15 protein-coding genes and 1 pseudogene are annotated in these 17,197 nt (G+C 42.5%); 8 read left to right on the forward strand and 8 right to left on the reverse strand.

Going from position 1 to position 17,197, the window contains the following annotated elements; translation table 11 throughout:
• Window positions 1-108: 108 nt before the first annotated feature.
• The 3 genes and pseudogenes from JKP82_RS16930 to JKP82_RS16940 form a co-directional block, all read right to left on the reverse strand.
• A pseudogene (locus tag JKP82_RS16930) lies at window positions 109-447 on the reverse strand (catalase); the annotation flags it as partial.
• Between the two features lie 136 nt (window positions 448-583).
• The gene (locus JKP82_RS16935) at window positions 584-1,390 is read right to left on the reverse strand and encodes an SDR family NAD(P)-dependent oxidoreductase (protein ID WP_159531426.1); all 807 of its coding nucleotides are present in this window, start codon (window positions 1,388-1,390) and stop codon (window positions 584-586) included.
• Window positions 1,387-2,403: an LLM class oxidoreductase gene (locus JKP82_RS16940; protein WP_218397931.1), complete on the reverse strand. Its 1,017-nt coding sequence runs from the start codon at window positions 2,401-2,403 to the stop codon at window positions 1,387-1,389. Before JKP82_RS16940 ends, JKP82_RS16935 begins: the two co-directional genes overlap by 4 nt.
• Before the next feature lie 292 nt (window positions 2,404-2,695).
• Between JKP82_RS16940 and asd the strand changes: the two genes are divergently transcribed.
• Entirely contained in the window at window positions 2,696-3,820 is a 1,125-nt protein-coding gene (asd, locus tag JKP82_RS16945; RefSeq protein ID WP_159531430.1) for an aspartate-semialdehyde dehydrogenase, read from the forward strand.
• Between the two features lie 203 nt (window positions 3,821-4,023).
• On the opposite strand, the gene JKP82_RS16950 is transcribed toward asd, so the two are convergent.
• Window positions 4,024-4,380 (reverse strand): VOC family protein, encoded by a 357-nt coding sequence (locus JKP82_RS16950; RefSeq protein ID WP_218397933.1) that lies wholly within the window; start codon window positions 4,378-4,380, stop codon window positions 4,024-4,026.
• A 124-nt stretch (window positions 4,381-4,504) separates the two neighbouring features.
• Here JKP82_RS16950 and JKP82_RS16955 point away from each other — a divergent pair, with 124 nt between their 5' ends.
• Both JKP82_RS16955 and JKP82_RS16960 read left to right on the forward strand, forming a co-directional pair.
• Window positions 4,505-6,277 carry a hypothetical protein gene (locus JKP82_RS16955; RefSeq protein ID WP_218397934.1) on the forward strand — a complete coding sequence of 591 codons (1,773 nt, stop codon included), beginning with the start codon at window positions 4,505-4,507 and terminating at the stop codon, window positions 6,275-6,277.
• A 49-nt stretch (window positions 6,278-6,326) separates the two neighbouring features.
• The gene (locus JKP82_RS16960; protein WP_218397936.1) at window positions 6,327-7,172 is read left to right on the forward strand and encodes a DUF6279 family lipoprotein; all 846 of its coding nucleotides are present in this window, start codon (window positions 6,327-6,329) and stop codon (window positions 7,170-7,172) included.
• A gap of 10 nt (window positions 7,173-7,182) precedes the next feature.
• On the opposite strand, the gene JKP82_RS16965 is transcribed toward JKP82_RS16960, so the two are convergent.
• Entirely contained in the window at window positions 7,183-8,238 is a 1,056-nt protein-coding gene (locus tag JKP82_RS16965) for a 2-dehydropantoate 2-reductase (RefSeq protein WP_159531438.1), read from the reverse strand.
• An 18-nt stretch (window positions 8,239-8,256) separates the two neighbouring features.
• A complete protein-coding gene (locus tag JKP82_RS16970; RefSeq protein ID WP_218397937.1) occupies window positions 8,257-9,444 on the reverse strand; it encodes a phytanoyl-CoA dioxygenase family protein in 1,188 nt (395 codons plus the stop codon).
• Between the two features lie 147 nt (window positions 9,445-9,591).
• On the opposite strand from JKP82_RS16970, the gene JKP82_RS16975 reads away from it, so the two are divergent.
• Window positions 9,592-10,263: a TetR/AcrR family transcriptional regulator gene (locus JKP82_RS16975; protein ID WP_159531442.1), complete on the forward strand. Its 672-nt coding sequence runs from the start codon at window positions 9,592-9,594 to the stop codon at window positions 10,261-10,263.
• 98 nt (window positions 10,264-10,361) lie between these two features.
• Here the strand turns inward: JKP82_RS16975 and glpT are convergent, their stop codons facing one another.
• Window positions 10,362-11,720, reverse strand: a complete 1,359-nt coding sequence (gene glpT / locus JKP82_RS16980) for a glycerol-3-phosphate transporter (RefSeq protein WP_218397939.1) — start codon at window positions 11,718-11,720, stop codon at window positions 10,362-10,364.
• Between the two features lie 430 nt (window positions 11,721-12,150).
• Here glpT and JKP82_RS16985 point away from each other — a divergent pair, with 430 nt between their 5' ends.
• Entirely contained in the window at window positions 12,151-14,670 is a 2,520-nt protein-coding gene (locus JKP82_RS16985) for a hybrid sensor histidine kinase/response regulator (protein WP_232370637.1), read from the forward strand.
• 70 nt (window positions 14,671-14,740) lie between these two features.
• On the opposite strand, the gene JKP82_RS16990 is transcribed toward JKP82_RS16985, so the two are convergent.
• On the reverse strand, window positions 14,741-15,517 hold the full coding sequence (locus JKP82_RS16990; protein WP_218397941.1) for a CmcJ/NvfI family oxidoreductase: 777 nt from the start codon (window positions 15,515-15,517) through the stop codon (window positions 14,741-14,743).
• A gap of 175 nt (window positions 15,518-15,692) precedes the next feature.
• On the opposite strand from JKP82_RS16990, the gene JKP82_RS16995 reads away from it, so the two are divergent.
• The 3 genes from JKP82_RS16995 to map all read left to right on the forward strand — a co-directional run bounded on the left by JKP82_RS16995 (window position 15,693) and on the right by map (window position 17,196).
• Window positions 15,693-15,914, forward strand: a complete 222-nt coding sequence (locus tag JKP82_RS16995; protein ID WP_159531446.1) for a hypothetical protein — start codon at window positions 15,693-15,695, stop codon at window positions 15,912-15,914.
• Between the two features lie 312 nt (window positions 15,915-16,226).
• Entirely contained in the window at window positions 16,227-16,433 is a 207-nt protein-coding gene (locus JKP82_RS17000) for a ParD-like family protein (RefSeq protein WP_057792933.1), read from the forward strand.
• Complete coding sequence (gene map / locus JKP82_RS17005) at window positions 16,426-17,196, forward strand: type I methionyl aminopeptidase (protein WP_159531448.1); 771 nt, start codon at window positions 16,426-16,428, stop codon at window positions 17,194-17,196. Before JKP82_RS17000 ends, map begins: the two co-directional genes overlap by 8 nt.
• Window position 17,197: the final 1 nt, after the last annotated feature.

Here is a 17,197-nt window from a genome sequence, read left to right on the forward strand (position 1 = left end):
AAACCCAACTTAGCACGGGAAATTTTGCTTGGGTATAGGGGGAAACGCCTATAAAGCGCCCCCCTCAGGTTGATAACTAGGACCCGTCTCGATTAGAGTAAAAGCGTTAAATGCGTCGCGCATATGTTTTTGTTCTTTCCCAGTCTGACTGATATAAAACTGTCGCGCTTGGCTGTAATGGTCTGCAAAGGTTTCTGAACGGTAGCGTGTTTTACTGCCTTCCATAGGCTCTGCATGTGATTGGAAACCCGTTTCTGGACACGCACGAAGGTTATTTTCATCGGCATCCCACGAATTTGGTTCGTAGTTGGCGCGCCCTTTAGGCTTTTGTATTGCCATATGGCCGCCTTGTTGAAAATGGCGCATTGGGCATTTGAGTGCATTAATAGGAAGCTGCGTAAAGTTCGTGCTACCTAGGCGTTTTAATTACGTATCCAAGTAGGAATATTTTACAGACTCGCAAGGCAAGCGTTAATAAGGATGAGAATAAGGGCGTGATTGAAAAAGAGAAATAGTGCCGAATAGGCAAAACACACCAGGTGACCTGATGTGTTCTACATAAACATGATAATTTTGAAAAATATTAACTTAAGTGGCTGGCGACAATAGCTTCAATCACATTAACCAATTGCTCTCTATTTGCTGGGTTTTCACCAAATGGATGCGCAGGCGCAAACTGATTGTTATCATTATCGAAATATTCACCTTTTACGTTAGCAAACCTATCACTAACGGCAGCTTCCACAAATATCGTCGCACCTATTGCTAAATCACCACCGGCTACACCATAAGCTTCTTTCACCATTTTACTTCCAAGCAAAGATTTAGGGTTAACAGACACAAACAATGGCCCTGTTGCCTCGTATTTTTCGGCAAAAAAGCGCGTCCACATGGTAATAGCAAGCTTGCTTTGTGCGTATGCCATGCCGTCACTCATAGAAGGGCCTTGGCTTAGCAGGTCAAAGTTTACGGGGGCTTGTGCCGCAGATGACACGTTAACTACTCGGCCATCACTTGGCAAAAGTGGCAACAAACGTTTAGTAATGATGAACGGCGCAATCGTATTCACCATGAAGCGTACGTCTAAGCCAGCGCTTGTTTCAATTGAGGGAGAGTGAAACACACCAGCATTATTAATGATAACGTCAATCGCTGAAAAAGCGTCTGCCACATGAGTTGCAAAATTATCTACTGCTTTAAAGTCGCTTAAATCTGCCACGAACCCTGTCACCTTTATTGCAGGGTAATCGGCACCTAACATTTGCTCTACACGCTTTAATTTATCAGCACTTCTTCCGTGAATGATCAAATTATGCCCTTCGTGAGCTAACAATTTGACGGTTTCAAGACCAATGCCGTCGGTCGCGCCTGTCACTAATATTGTTTTCATCCGTTCATTCCCTCTTTTTGCAAAATAGCTTGATGACTAAATTCGTCAGAATGGAAATGCGGTAACACCATTTCCGACAGTTTTTGTAAAGTTTCTTCAACCGGAGTGCGATTAAACCTAAGGTTGAGTGCAACGTGGTTAACGCCACTGTCACGCAATACTAAAAGGTAATCTAATAAACGGTTTATTCCGCAGCGCACACCCAAATGAATTGGTGATACCGGAGAATTATCGTTTGCGTCTATATCAATATAGAGCGGTTGCATCACCGGCTTACTTCGTTTGGTAAAGGTATTCACACGTGAGCGATAACTATCAACCACGTGAGCTTGAATTTTAGGGCTTCTGGGGTACGTAATTAACCCGTCTAGGTGCTCTGCCCCCCAGTTCGGTGATTGTTGAGAGCCCCCTGTGATCATCATTGGAAAGCGTTCACCATGGGGCTTGGGCAGTAAGTCCAAGGTTCCATTCACATGCCCAAAGCTATTGTTAATTTGGCCATACCCTTGCATCATACGTTTTATATATTCCACGCTTTCACGAAAGCGTTCGCCTCGGTCATCAAACCCTAGGTTAATAGCCGGGTATTCTTCAGGTCTGTCTCCAGAGGCCACCCCTAACACTAGACGTCCGCCGCTGAGTACGTCGATACTCGCAGCAGCCTTAGCAACTTGTGCGGCATGGCGCTGAGGAAGTACCAAAGATGCTACGCCAAGCGTAATGGCTTTCGTCAGTCCTGCAAGCATGCCTAGATAAACAAAAGGGTCGTATACTTGCCCTGCATCGCCAAATGTTGGCACATTGAATAAAACGTCTCTTATCCACACAGCTTTAAAGCCCAAGCCTTCTGCAAGCTTCACTCTTTCTATATGGTCTTGCATAGTAGGGACAGGCCCATATGGATAAGACTCGATTGGCACAACTAAGCCTATCGACATACGACCATTGTTAAAGACATTGCGAAAGCCGTTGTTAATTTTCGCAAAATTAGGCGCGTTTGACTCGGTACTCATTTATGCTGCTAGGGTCTGAAAAACTGTTGAACCAAGATTACCTTCCTCGAACATGAATGATAATTAAGCATTTTAAGAATTAGTTTCAATAAAAAATTGATAATGTACTAACCAAATGTGATTCACTTATATCTATAACGTAATATTTCTAAAAACCCGCTAGCCAGCGTTTTAAATTGTTTATAGACTGCAGGCATAATAATGAAAATGCGACAGGTATAGGGTTGGCAGGGCGATATCACCGCTAGTTCAACATGAATACACAGTTTAGTTTTATAGGGTTCTCAAGTTAATGTCTCAACAAAAAGTAGGTTTAGTGGGCTGGCGCGGTATGGTTGGCTCAGTGTTAATGCAGCGCATGCAAGAAGAGCAAGATTTCGCGCACATTGAACCCACATTTTTTACCACTTCTCAAAAAGGCCTTCCAGCGCCAGACTTTGCCGGTGCTAACGCAGGTGTACTAGAAGACGCCTTTGATATTCAAGCGTTAGCTAAGCAAGATATTATTATTACCTGCCAAGGCGGTGACTACACCAAAGAAGTGTACTCTTCATTGCGCGATACTGGCTGGAATGGATACTGGATAGACGCAGCGTCAGCGCTTCGCATGAAAGACGATGCGGTCATTATTTTAGACCCTGTAAACCGTAAAGAAATTGACGCTGGCGTAGAAAGCGGCATTCGCACTTTCGTAGGCGGAAACTGCACGGTATCGTTAATGTTGTTAGCACTAGGTGGCTTATTCGAAAAAGACTTGGTTGAGTGGGCTTCACCCATGACATACCAAGCTGCTTCTGGTTCGGGTGCTAAGCATATGCGCGAACTTATTAGCCAAATGGGTGCCATTCACACTAATGTACAAGCAAATTTAGACAATCCAGCGTCGGCGATTTTAGACATCGACAAGCAAGTAGCTGAGTTTATCAGAAGCGAAGATTATCCTTCTGAGCAATTTGGCGTGCCGCTAGCAGGAAGCTTAATTCCTTACATTGATTCACAGCTGCCTTCTGGGCAAAGCCGTGAAGAATGGAAAGCACAAGCTGAAGCCAATAAGATTATGGGTTTAACTGATCAGCCTATTCCTATTGACGGCATTTGTGTGCGTGTAGGCGCTATGCGTTGTCACAGTCAAGCTATTACCATCAAGCTTAAACAAGACCTGCCAGTTGAAGACATTGAGCAAATTCTTGCACAGCACAATGAATGGGTGAAAGTGGTACCAAACGATCGTGATGCCACCATGCAAGAATTAACGCCTGCAAAAGTGACAGGCACATTGTCTATTCCTGTAGGTCGAATTCGTAAACTGACCATGGGGCCAGAATATATTTCAGCCTTCACCGTAGGCGATCAACTGCTATGGGGTGCTGCCGAGCCGCTTAGAAGAATGCTGCGTATTGTTCTTGGTAAGGCTTAGATAAGCCGAATTTAAACATAAACTCGGCTATAACATTTGGAGCTCGGCTTTTTAAGCCGGGCTTTTTTGTATTAAACTACTACCGCCCCCCTTTTTGCTAAGGCTCGATTGGTAATACCTCTCTAGCAAGGCAGTCGTGCTGACGTTCTATTGTTAATGTACTCTTGTTAAAGTACTTTCTCTAACTTCCTATTATTTATGCCCTATTCCTTTTCAGACCAAACCGCGAATTCATTACCCCCAGGCTCAATAAAGTGAAACCGGCAGCCCCCTGGAAATTCAAAAATAGACTTGTTCACATCGCCACCAGCGCCTTCTACCTTGCTTAACGTTTGCTTAATATCAGCACTGTAAAAAACTAATAACGCACCGCCATTTTCTGTAATGCCAGCATGCTTAGCTTTAAAAAAGCCCCCGTCTAATCCTTGGTTAGCAAATGCCGTGTATTCAGGCCCGTAATCGGTAAATGCCCAACCAAATACGGTTTCGAAAAAGCGTTTAGTACTGTTGATATCCAATGTACCGAACTCAACGTAGTTTAGCTTTTCATGTGTTGCCATGGTTTTTCCTCATCTATTCAGGTAGATATGGTGAATACTGTAGTGTTAGCGGCTAATATTCCGTATTATTAACACGTCAATGAATGTCATCTTCAATAATATAAAAGCCACATGGAAGTATTTAATGCAAGCTCCGGATTATTCAAACTACAGCCTTGCCGAACTTGAAGATGTGTTAGCCAACATCGACAAAGAGCAATATCCCGATAGAGTGTCTGCCGTGCTAAAGGAAATAGCCTTAAGACAACCCTTAACAAGTAAAACCGAAACGTCTCAGCATCAAGATAGTTCTCATCCTCAAAATACTGCCAATCACGACCCAGTATTCGCGGAAGATAGATACGATGACGAAGCATTGCATGCAAACTGGCTAATTCGTTTTTGGAAAGGCCAAGTATCGTTACCTATCAGTTATTGGGTGGTTGGCATTTTAATAACACTTGGTGCACTTGCGCTAAGCTCATTTGTTGAACTTAAAATAGAAAGTGCATCATCGCGAGCTGAGCTTGGTATATACATGATGCTTTTGTACGTGGTGTTAACACCCGTGGTTATCTGGCAATCGGTTGGCGTAATTCGCTCTGCCATCCGTCACCCTCATGGCGGTGGCTCTGCTGGTTGGGCAACAATGGCGATAATAATGACAGTAGTAGGAATGATAAATTTCACTGTAGATTTCTATCGGTCAGGGGTACCCATCATTACTGAAAGTATCTCTTTAAGAGGCGCTGAATCCACCTATCCCCCTACCAAGTTTAGAGTTTTAAATAATGGCACCGAGCTAGAACTTTATGGCGGTATAGAAATTGGCTCCGAACTACTACTGCTAGATGTACTGAAACAGAATGAAAACATAACAACAATACACTTACACAGTATTGGCGGAAGACTTATCGGCGCGACTCGTCTAGCTGCTGTAGTCAAAGAATATGGACTTAATACATTTGTGAAAACCTCGTGCTCTTCGGCATGCAGTATTGTGTATTTAGCGGGAAAAGAAAGGCTATTGGGTGAAGACGGCGTCTTGCAGTTTCACGCTCCCGCATTAGGCGGCAAGTCTATGCATGACAACACAGAGTTAAGTTCCGCGTTTGACCAAGCGTATAAAGATGCCGATGTTCCAAATTGGTTTGCGAAAAAAATACGAAATACGCCGAATACTGAACTTTGGGCTCCTTCTCACAAAGAACTTTTACGAGCAGGTATTGTCAGTAAAGTAGTGGACAGTAGCGCCTACGGGTTCAGTGGCTATGAAGACGAAAGCGAAATAAACACGCAAGCAGTAGAATCTGGTTTATTGACTCATCCCTACTTGGTTGCCATGAAAGACAAAGATCCAGATACCTACTATCGAATTGTCGCTATAAATGAAGAGGGTTTACGGGAAGGCGCTTCTATTAATGCTATTGCAACCCGAGCTCGAGCGGTGTTTGAAGCGAGAATTACGCATTATATCGCCCATGGTAGTGATGCCGACATCGTTGATTATTGGCATGTAATGATAAAACAAATGCAAGAACTTCAAGGGCAATATCCCCTTGCCTGCGCCGCATTTGTGTATCCCGAAGAGGTGCCACTAGAACACCATGCTGGGAATGAAGCTCAGCTATCGAGCGAAGTAAAGGCACTTGAGCTTGAGGTTTTAGCAAAGCTTATTGCTCATCAGCAGGTAAGCCCCTCTTTGTATTCTGATGAGGAAAGTGATGACATCATCACGAATTTAGTTAAAGACATGAAGGATAGCAGTAAGGCACATTTTGAGGTGGTAGCAGCACCTAAAGATTTTCTCGAGTCACCAGATATTATGTGTGGCGCTGCCATAGAAATTCAGCAGCGATTTATCGATTTTGAAATCCAAAAGGCGGCTAAATTACTAAGAACTATTAGTGCTCAGTAATTAATTTATATATCAGTAGCTAATAGCTACATCTACAACGGATTTAACGATGAAAAAGTTATGGCTTGTTCTTGGCTTCTTAGTACTGACAGGGTGCTCGTCTAAGCTTGCATACAATAACCTCGATTGGCTTATTTATTGGTACATGGACGATTATGTAGAGCTTAACGATTCACAAGAAGCTATTTTCGATATTAAGCTTGAAGGGTGGATTGATTGGCACAGAGAAGAGCAATTGGCTTTATATTTGGCCCAACTAGAGCAGATTACCGAAGAGATAAAACAAGATAAGTTAAACAAAGCTGTTATTGCCAATCATCTAAATCAGGCTAATGAACACGTAATGACCTTACGTTCAAAACTAGCGCCTGAGTTAGCAGAACTCGCTTCCCGCTTAAGTGACGACCAAGTTATTTATTTGTTTGCTGCCATCCAAAAAGAAAATGACGAAGAGCAAGAAGAGCTTGATGAGTACGACTCAATGTCTGAAAGTGAAAGGCTTGAAAAGTTAATTGAGAATTTTGAGGAAGGTTTTGAAGAAAATTTGGGGGATTTAACTGACGAGCAAAAAACCATGGTGGCGAACGCTGCCCCTCACTTTGCCCGTACCCGTGGAAACTGGCTTGAATACCGATTAGCCATGCAGAATGAAGCGCGCCGATTGTTTGCAAGCAGACAAAACACAGAAGCGTTTCAACAAAAGCTAACCCACCTACTTACTCACCCTGATGACTACCGCACCGAAGAGTACCTAGCACGCAGACAAGCTAATCGAGAAGCATATTTATCGCTAGCCGATGCACTGGTAAAGACAATGACCGCAAAACAGAAGTCACACCTGCTGAAAAAGCTCAACAATATTATTGACGATATTAAAGACCTTCAAGACGATTAAAAGCGATAGGCTAATTAGCTACTATCGCTTGTTGTAAAGTGGCGGCGCTCAACCTCGGCGACCCGTCTCTTGCATTTTCAGCCGCTTTAATGAGTTTTACTATTGCGGTATTGGCGGGGGTACTCACTTGATGCGCTTCACCTAAAGCAACAATTTCGCCATTTAGGTAATCGACCTCTGTTTTTCTATTCAGCGCTAAATCCTCATACATAGATGAGCGTGCCTGAGGGTCAATTTTTAACGTAGCTGCAGCCACCTTTTTAAATAGAAAATTAGGTAAAGACATAATGTAAGGCATAAGCTTAGGGACGACCTTACCTGTTTTAGCTGGTTCAATACCAGCCGCTTTCATTGCGACTAAAGCTTCTTTTAGCACAACCGCCATTACTTTTCGGTATTCGTTGTCGTGCAATTGCTCAAGCAATGGCCTGCCAGAAAGTGCATTAACGGCGTTATTTAAATTCATGAGCAGCTTACCCCACTGCACACTAGATAAATCCTTGTACACATGAACAGGTAAGTCGGCCATGTCAAACAGGGCGACGAGATCTCCCGATTTCCCAGTTTTGTCTTCAACACACAAATTCCCTTCTGTGCCACAATGAAAATGCCCGTCGCCCTGCCCCAGCACGTTAAAGGGAACCATGCCTTTCATGACCGTATGATTCGGTAAGCATTCTGATAGCACTTGACCGTTTCTTACCCCGTTTTGAAAGCTGATGACAACAGGATTATCCTTCAACGAGTCACTATTTTCATATTCCGCAATAAGCGACGCGGCCTCTTGGGTATCACCGCTTTTTACGCACACTAAAATATAATCAGCGCTCGCCATGACCTCGGCATTTTCAGTAAAATTAATGTCTGCCGGTTTAAGTTTTGTATTTCTGCCGCGCCAATCGGTTAACGTTAAGCCGCTATTCGCAATTTGATCTTTAAGTCTTGCACGGCCAATTAAGGTGACATTCGCGCCAATAGACAGCAAACAACCTCCTAAATAACATCCGATACTCCCAGCGCCCAATATGACGATATTCGCTTTGTTTGCTGTCTTTATTTTGCTCATTTTTAACCTGCTGCCGAATTAAATACTAAGATCTAAAAGGTTGTAATCTTTTAGAGCTTTCTTTGTATCATTGTTGTATTCAAACTGGGTATCGGAATTTGCAAATAATGCATAAACATAAGGTGTCTCTTCTGGATACTTTTTCATACGAGCATCAATGGCATAACCTAATACCGCCGTTCGCTTTGCAATATGTTCGTCGTCGAATTCTTGCGAAGCACAATGAATACCCGCTCCACTGACATTCAACACCGAACTCCGGCGATGGAATCCAAAGTTCACTGTAACTCTAGGCTCAAAGCCTGTATTGGCAAAAGAGCCATGTACAATTTGACGGTTACAGATAACTACATCGCCAGCATTACAAATAATAGGGACCGCTTCAGTTAACCGTTCGCTACCCGCCTGCGCCACCATTTCTTTAATATCAAGCTTGCCCTGTTTATGCGTACCAGGTACTACCCACACCCCGTTTACTGCGGTACTTCCGTAAACCTGTGCCATAAAATTAAAACCATGAATGCCTTCATCGAAGTCTGGGCTATTCCAGTGAGTATCACCGTCTTGATGCCAAGATACCGCAGCGCCTAACCCGGGCTCTTTGATAAACAAGCATTCATGAAAAGGCGCAAAGTCTTTACCATTAATAGATTCGGCTACTTTTAACAATTCCGGGTGTGCATAAGCACGTAAGCAAGCGTCAGAATATTCAAGTGAACCGAGTAGCACAAATACCGCTTCCTCTGGGGCATCTTTGGCGGCGCTGGGCTCAAATAATTTCACCTGATGACGCCCATTTGCGATAGGGGTTCCGCCTAAAGGATCGCCAAGTGGTTTTGACCAAATTAATCTAGGCCCTAAAGCATCACTGGCAAGTGCTTTTTCTCCTTGGGCATTTAATTTTTCGCCATTTTTTAATGGAAATTGAGTTTTTAGCCGTTCGATATCTTGCTCTAAATCGGCAAGTTCTTTATCAGAGATTAATCCCTCAAATATATAAAAGCCATATTTTGAGTAAGCATCTTTAATGTGGGTGGCAAGGGAACCATCTGCTTCAAACTTAAGCGAGCCGCGGTTATCCATGGCAAGCGCTTTACGCTGACCTTCCAACAAGTAGCTTTTCATCGCGTTAGCATCTTTACCGTAATGCGCCGCGCAGGCTTCAATTGACTCACTAATATCTACAGGGTGTTTTATGGTTGTCATTTTTGATTTCACAGTTTTTATTAGTGATAAAACTTTACGATCAATAAAATCTGTGGTCAACAAAAATAAAAATGATAAACTGTGTCTTAATGCTGAGCTATCAGTAACAACGTATATAAAGCAAGTCACCTAGGCAGAAAAATAACGATGACACAAAAAGGGTTAGCACGAGGCAGCAGCACTAGAGCAGCCAACGTCAATAAACGCAAACATATTATTTTAGAGCGCGCTGGAGATATTATTGCCACCCAAGGCGTAGATGCGCTTACCATGAGTAAGTTAGCCCTTGCTGCCGACGTGACCGTGCCCACCATTCATAATTTGTTTGGTAAAAAAGCGGATATTTTTGAAAGGCTCGTTATTGAAATGATTGAGCGAGTAGAAAAGGCGCTTGCAGACCTTGTATTATCTGATCCTATCACTGCAAGCGAAGCTTTTATCGATAAACTTATCTCGCTTTTTAGGGCCAATGAGGGGTTGTATAAAGCCGCCTTTGTAGCTGGGGAAAACACGAAAATATTTGATCAAAAACTACCCGGAGGTATTTTTCAGACATCCTTAGATATCTGCTCACAGGTGTGCCAAAAAGGCCGTGAAGATGGCTATTTGTTAGGTAATATCAACACCGAAATTCTGGCTAGACAGGTGTTTGGCTGCCAACGCTTGGCCCGACAAGATTGGGTAAATAGCTATATTGATTTAGACAGATACAGAGCACAAGTGCTTTGCGGTATGTACATCACCTTTATGGCCGATGCCAGGCAAGATTACAAAGAAATGCTTCAGCGACGCGTAGAGCATTTAAGTCAAACTTATTAGCTTGAGCCTAGCAGTCACTCAACAAAATGTAAGAAAGGACCGGGCTGTCCATTACCCAGTCTATCTTGATAGTTCTAGCGTTAAAGAAACGTCATCATTTAACTAGCTGCAGACGTCTCTTTACTTTTTAAATGCGCAATTTCATGTTTAACCGTAAACCCGATTAGCACAATGGCACAAATACACCCACCTGTGAGAAGTATGAACCCGCCATTCCAACCGAAGTAATCGACGGTAAAACCCAAGGCAATATTAGCGATAACAGCACCACCAAGATACCCAAACAGTCCTGTTAACCCGGCTGCCGTGCCAGCGGCTTTCTTCGGCACTAATTCTAGCGCGTATAAACCTATCAACATAACAGGTCCATAGATTAAAAAGCCGATAGCCATTAGCGCAGCCATATCTATGGATGGGTTTCCAGCAGGGTTAAACCAATATACAAGAACGGCGACTAATACGAGCACCATGTACAAAATAGCAGCTGGTGAACGACGGCCTTTAAACCATTTGTCGCTAATGTAACCGCATAACAGCGTACCTGGAATGCCCGCCCACTCATACAACAAGTACGCCCAAGAACTATGCTCGAATGAGAAGTCTTTTACTTCTGACAAGTACGTCGGCGCCCAATCTAAAACGCCATATCGAATGAGATACACAAACGCATTGGCAATAGCAATAAACCACAGGAGTTTGTTGTTCAATACGTAGGTAACAAATATTTCTTTAGCACTGAGTTCTTGCTCATGCTTTTCTTCATAATCGATGGGATAGTCATTACGATGTTCCTCAATAGGCGGCAAACCACAACTTTGCGGTGTATCTCGTAAGGTTAAAAATACAAAACCGGCGATTAATGCAGCGAAGGCTGCGGGTACATAAAAAGCGCTACGCCAATCATTAAACCACGCCATTCCCAAGATAAATAAAGGGCCAATGAGTCCGCCGCCAACGTTATGAGCAATATTCCAAACCGAAACAACTTGTCCTCGTTCATTCCCCGAGTACCAATGTACGATAGTACGGCCACAGGCGGGCCACCCCATACCTTGCACCCAGCCGTTAATAAAAAGCAGCAGAAAAATAATTGCTATGCTCTGGGTTGCCCATGGAACAAAACCAAAAATAAACATGACGAGGGAAGACAGTAATAACCCTGTCATTAAAAAATATCTGGGGTTGCTTCTATCAGAAACATTGCCCATTAAAAATTTACTTAACCCGTAGGCTATAGAGACTGCAGACAGCGCAAAACCTAACTCACCTTTTGTGAAGCCTTGCTCTTCAATTAAATAAGGCATGGCCAGTGAAAAATTCTTTCTTACAAGGTAGTAGCCCGCATAGCCGACAAAGATACTGAGGAATACCTGCCATCTAAGCTTTTTATAAACTGGGTCTATTTCTTGTTCGTTTAACCGAGTTTTATGTACTGCAGGCTTGAAAAAACCAATCATATAAAGTTTCCAACTATCTGGCGATAAACTATTTTTATGGTTGCATTCTGCTTTTAGAAAGTTAAGAAAACAAGCATATATCTTAGTTATCACTCGAAGGTCTGCAATATTGCAGGCTCAGTAGTCATGCTACATAGCGACTTGTGGGCTATCATGGCATTTTTACGAATATTGCACACGCCCCCCGTTACACTAAGACGTTACCAAAAACGACTTCTAAAAAGAACACGAGGAAATGCTTCAGCAAAGAGCAATCAAGTCAAAAACATTAGACTAAAGACTAAATTTTATATGGCGCGCTGGATAATTATCCTAAATTCAAGACATGAGGTTTTATCTCTGCTAATTTGCGAGAAGTGAATTTAGTTCGTTGGTGTTAGTTTAAGCCTAGCAATCACTCAACAAGACGTAAGAAAATACTGTGCTATCCATGATCCGATTTTATCTTAAAGTTCTAGCAATAGTTGGCCTTAGTATATTTAGCCACGTGGTGAATGCCAATGTATTGACTGAACTTGAGTCGTTAGATTCACGGGTTAAAACTGAAACCCCAATGCCTATTGGCGAGGTAATATCGACGCTAGAAACGCGTTTACTCACCCCCGACTTCACCTCGCTTGAAAAAACCAAAATAGCCGTTAGATACGTTCAACTTAAACTCAAGTTACATCACACCGCCCCTGATGATGTTTTGACTATCCTTGAATCTTTAGTCGCTGAAACGGAAGATGGGTTAATCATTAAAACCGGGCTGGCCAGAATGAGTGGTATCAATGCCAATTACGACCGGTCTTATCAGCTATTCGGTGAAGTCATACAATCTCCTGCAGCCAGCCCGTCTGTTAAGGCTATGGCGATTGCGTATCTCATCCTTTCATACAATGAAGGGCAAGTTTTCGCATCAAGCGTCAACTTATTAAACACCCTCAACGAACTGGTTTATGAAAATAACTTCGCTTATGCCACCGCCCTGTACCATTACATGGCCGCAGATTATTATCATTCGGTAAAGTCCTTTGATATTGCCTTTGAGTATTATGAGAAGTCGTTAGCAGAGGCAAAAGCGCTCAATGAATGGCCGCTTGTCAGTGACAACCTGTACGCCATTGGCATTTTGTTTAGAAATATGGGCAACTTCGATAAAGCGATTACCTACTTTGAACTGACCATAGAATCAGACAGAAATATAGACATTAATTACGCAGAATATATTGCCCTGTATGGAATGGCGTCTACCTATTTTCGCACTGACAACATTGAAGAGGCCTTGAAACTGGCTGAAACTGTCACCTCTCACCCGCTTACTACCTCTTTTTACGATAGCGAAATTTATAGATTAAAAGCGAAAGCGCTGATGGAACGCGGACGTTTGAGAGAAGCGAGAGTGGCCCTTGACCAGTCTCGCAGCACCTATGATGACTACCGAGTAGGTGAGAAGACCACGTGGCGAGCAGAACTTGAAAAACTCGCCTCCCAAATTACTGCCAAAGAAGGTGATTTTGAAACGGCGTACAAAGAGTACGAGGTTTACCATAACGAATATCTTGAGGCTAAAAAGTACGAAGATTTAGAGCTATTAGAGAGCGCAAACTTAGTTTACGAAATAGAGCAGCAAAAAGAAAAAACCACATTACTAGAAAAAGAAAACCGTGCTATTTCTGAACTGCTTAACGCTAGGGAAGCTGCTCAGCAAACGCAAAAGCTCTTCACCCGGTGGCTGGTGATTTTTATTGCATTAACACTTGTCACCCTGGTTATTATTTTAATTTTGCTTAAAAAGGCACGTAAGACCAATGCTCTCTACATTTCAGCGAAGGAAAAAGCAGAACTTCATAGCAGGCTTAAAACAGAGTTTATTTCTAACATAAGCCACGAAATTAGAACCCCTCTGAACGCCATCATTGGTTTTGGGCAAGTACTGACTGACAAACTAGAAGATAAACAAACTAAAAAGCTGACCAGCCAAATAGTTAATTCATCTGAAATGCTTCTGCAACTTATTAATGACTTACTGGACTTCTCTAAAATTGAAGCGGGCAAGTTAACTCTAGATTACGGCCCTTATAATTTACGTCAAAGCATACGAAAGCTACTTGATATATTCCACGCTCAAGCAAGTAACAAGGGTTTAACGATTAAACTAAATATCGACAAAAACCTTCCAAAAGAGATGATTTTTGATGAGCTTAGGCTTAAACAAGTACTCGCCAACTTGATTAGCAACGCCATTAAATTTTCAAGTGCTGGGGTTATAGAAATAGGCATTGAGGTTAAACACAAAGACAACACCCACTGCTTGTTCGACGTATGGATTCAGGATAACGGCATCGGTATCAGCAAGTCCCAACAAGAAAACTTGTTTCAGCCCTTCATTCAAGCTGAAAGCTCAACGGCACGAAAGTATGGAGGCTCAGGCCTAGGCTTAAATATTTGCAATAAATTATTAGAGCAAATGAACTCTAAACTTCACGTTGTTAGCGCCATTGGACAAGGTTCACGCTTTTATTTTACGTTGGAATTTTGTCATTCAATAGGTGACGAATACATTCATAACCAAGAAGCCGCGCAATTAATTACCCAGTTCAAAAAGACACGCGTACTATTGGCCGAAGATAACGACATAAACGTTGAAGTTATAACGGCAATGCTAAACGCCACAAATCTACAAATACTCCGTGTTGCCAACGGAAACGACGCTATTCACAAATTATCTCAACAATCGTTTGATGTTATTTTGATGGATATTCAAATGCCAGAGATGGATGGGTACGAGGCCACTCGGGTTATACGCCATCAAATGAACGGTACCTTACCCATTATTGCATTAACAGCAAATGCCATGCAGCAAGATATCGATGCCTGTCTACATGCAGGCATGGACGACCATGTTAGCAAGCCAATAAGAAAAGAAAAGCTGCTTGAAGTGTTAGATAAATACCTTAACCCTTAAAAACGGAGTCATCTCGACTTATACACCCCCTTATTTTCTGTTATGCGCTCCCGAGTATGTCAAAAATAAACTAATACCGAACAAGCGTGCGCGTTTCTATGCTTTGGCGAGGTCTTGTCGTAGCAGTATCACCTTCCATATCTAGTGCACTATGCGCCAAATGCGGTCTTCCACGGTTATCATAAATATTAAATATTATCGCTTCTTCGGGCGTCATATCAGACTGATAGAACCACTCGTGTGTTTTGTTTTCAGCTACCCCTAATATTTGGCCTTTGCGATCAGGGTATTCTAATTCGATGTTCATCCAATCATCTTCTTGCATCGAGCGTGGGCAAATAAACCCTAATGGCGATGACGGTATCTTGTATTCCACTGGGCGCCATACATTCACAAATCCAAAATGCCCTTGCTGAAACTCATGCGCTCTTTGAGCTCCTACAACATCTACCAAACGCTTTTCTACCCCACCTTCACTGTAGTCATTGTGAACATTACGGGCAGGTCTGCGCGTAGCATTAAGGTCGTCAATTCGTACTGTGTGGTCGAAAACAATCACTTCTTTTGCTTTTATCTGCTGCTGTAGAATGGCAGTAAGCTCACTTTCATAGTCGCTCGCCCACGCTTCAGATTCATCAAATGCATGCACCTTTGTCGGTGCATTTATAAAAATGATCCCATCTTCATCGAAGTCCACTGAACGCGTTTTATTTCGAATGTCAGTAACCGGCACCTTGACTGAAACTAATTCCGGCGAAATCAAATTTCCAACAACACCATTAACATCAAAATGAAATGCCTGAACTTCGTTACTTTTCACATGATAGTTTACTGTGGCTATAGCCATATAACGCACTCCTTAAAAAACGGTATAGGGTTCCTCCCCGATGCAAAGGAATATAGTTTTTTAGAGGCGAGAGATAAATGGGATACAGATATAAACAGAATTCTGAAATTGAAGATAATAGCGCTTAATATTGAACCAGGTTTGACGCTCTTCACCTCTTGCAACAAGAAGAACAATGCGGCATCCCACTTCTTTTCCTTCGGTATACCACTTCGCCAGTGCTGATGAAAAATTGGGTGCGTCAGTTTTTCATCAGCACTACATCATCCTAAATAATCTACTTTGCTTAACTTTGAGTGGTGGTTATGTTGGAAAAGACGCAACAAAAATAAATATTCACGTCATTGGTGTGGCACACAGTGATGAAACACTGTGCGATGCCCTGAGCCATGCTTAACAAAAACCTTTAGTGCAAACCAACCATTTAGAGGCACGCAAGGACAGTGTAGCAAGTTATCTAAAATCTGCCGACTCGACACTTTACGAGGTGCAAGGGGTATAAATTTCAGATTGTCTAACTTTCGCTGGAATGCGCTCACAAACATCGACCTGTTATTGGAATCGCTCTCTAGCATCAATACCACTTGCGACAACAAGTGTTGTACTAGTTTTGCTAACGTCTGCTGTTATTAAGTCTAAAAACCCAGAAATGGACAATATATATAGAATAGTACATTATGTAGCATAATATATATCTACTGGGTTGGTTATGGGAATTGTTAAAATATCTGATGCATTGCATGAAGAGGTGCGCAAAACCAGCGCAGTGATGGAACGTTCTATTAATTCGCAAGCAGAATTTTGGATGAAAGTCGGCCGGCTAGCAGAGCAAAATCCCAAATTATCTTACGAACAGATCATTGATTTAGAGATGCGCTCTCAAAACGTATTTTCAGTAAGGTTGGTTAGTGAATAGCCTTATAAAATCGACAAGTGAAATTTCACTCATGCGTGAATCTGGCAAATTACTGGCAAAGGTTTTTAGCGAGTTAGATAGTTTTATTGCCCCAGGTATTACCACCCTTGAAATTGATCGCTTTGTAGAACGGTATATTGTTGATTGCCTTAATGCGAGACCCGCAAGTAAAGGGCAATACGGGTATCAATTTGTGCTTAATAGCTCTGTAAATGATGTGGTTTGCCATGGCGTTCCATCTGCTACCAAAAAGCTCAAGAATGGCGATATCGTCAACATAGACATCACCCTAGAAAAAAATGGTTATATTACAGATAGCAGCAAGATGTACGCTATTGGTACTGTTTCACCTATAGCGAAAAGATTAGTTGATGTGACGTATGAAGCGATGTGGAAAGGTATAGACACCGTTAAGCACGGCACGACAATTGGTGACATTGGCTTTGCTATTCAGCAGCATGCGCATAAACATGGTTACAGTGTTGTTCGCGATTATTGTGGCCATGGTATTGGCAAAGAAATGCACGAAGAGCCAGAAATAGTCCACGTGGGTAGCGCGGGAACTGGGCTTAAATTGGAAGCAGGTATGACATTCACAATAGAGCCCATGGTTAATCAAGGAACGTACAAAACAAAGCTTAAAAAAGACGGCTGGACCGTGGTTACAAGAGATAAGAAGTTATCTGCTCAATGGGAACACACGGTATTGGTAACGGCGACAGGCGCAGAAGTACTAACGTTGAGAGATTCTGAGCCTAGATAAA

The organism is Alteromonas lipotrueae (assembly GCF_019249215.1).
Lineage (GTDB): Bacteria > Pseudomonadota > Gammaproteobacteria > Enterobacterales > Alteromonadaceae > Alteromonas > Alteromonas lipotrueae.

Excerpts from the sequence above, each read along its gene's own strand:
- JKP82_RS16935 (WP_159531426.1), bottom strand. The coding sequence starts at position 1,390 with ATGAAAACAATATTAGTGACAGGCGCGACCGACGGCATTGGTCTTGAA.
- JKP82_RS16940 (WP_218397931.1), bottom strand. The coding sequence starts at position 2,403 with ATGAGTACCGAGTCAAACGCGCCTAATTTTGCGAAAATTAACAACGGC.
- asd (WP_159531430.1), top strand. The coding sequence starts at position 2,696 with ATGTCTCAACAAAAAGTAGGTTTAGTGGGCTGGCGCGGTATGGTTGGC.
- JKP82_RS16950 (WP_218397933.1), bottom strand. The coding sequence starts at position 4,380 with ATGGCAACACATGAAAAGCTAAACTACGTTGAGTTCGGTACATTGGAT.
- JKP82_RS16955 (WP_218397934.1), top strand. The coding sequence starts at position 4,505 with ATGCAAGCTCCGGATTATTCAAACTACAGCCTTGCCGAACTTGAAGAT.
- JKP82_RS16960 (WP_218397936.1), top strand. The coding sequence starts at position 6,327 with ATGAAAAAGTTATGGCTTGTTCTTGGCTTCTTAGTACTGACAGGGTGC.
- JKP82_RS16965 (WP_159531438.1), bottom strand. The coding sequence starts at position 8,238 with ATGAGCAAAATAAAGACAGCAAACAAAGCGAATATCGTCATATTGGGC.
- JKP82_RS16970 (WP_218397937.1), bottom strand. The coding sequence starts at position 9,444 with ATGACAACCATAAAACACCCTGTAGATATTAGTGAGTCAATTGAAGCC.
- JKP82_RS16975 (WP_159531442.1), top strand. The coding sequence starts at position 9,592 with ATGACACAAAAAGGGTTAGCACGAGGCAGCAGCACTAGAGCAGCCAAC.
- glpT (WP_218397939.1), bottom strand. The coding sequence starts at position 11,720 with ATGATTGGTTTTTTCAAGCCTGCAGTACATAAAACTCGGTTAAACGAA.
- JKP82_RS16985 (WP_232370637.1), top strand. The coding sequence starts at position 12,151 with ATGATCCGATTTTATCTTAAAGTTCTAGCAATAGTTGGCCTTAGTATA.
- JKP82_RS16990 (WP_218397941.1), bottom strand. The coding sequence starts at position 15,517 with ATGGCTATAGCCACAGTAAACTATCATGTGAAAAGTAACGAAGTTCAG.
- JKP82_RS16995 (WP_159531446.1), top strand. The coding sequence starts at position 15,693 with ATGCGGCATCCCACTTCTTTTCCTTCGGTATACCACTTCGCCAGTGCT.
- JKP82_RS17000 (WP_057792933.1), top strand. The coding sequence starts at position 16,227 with ATGGGAATTGTTAAAATATCTGATGCATTGCATGAAGAGGTGCGCAAA.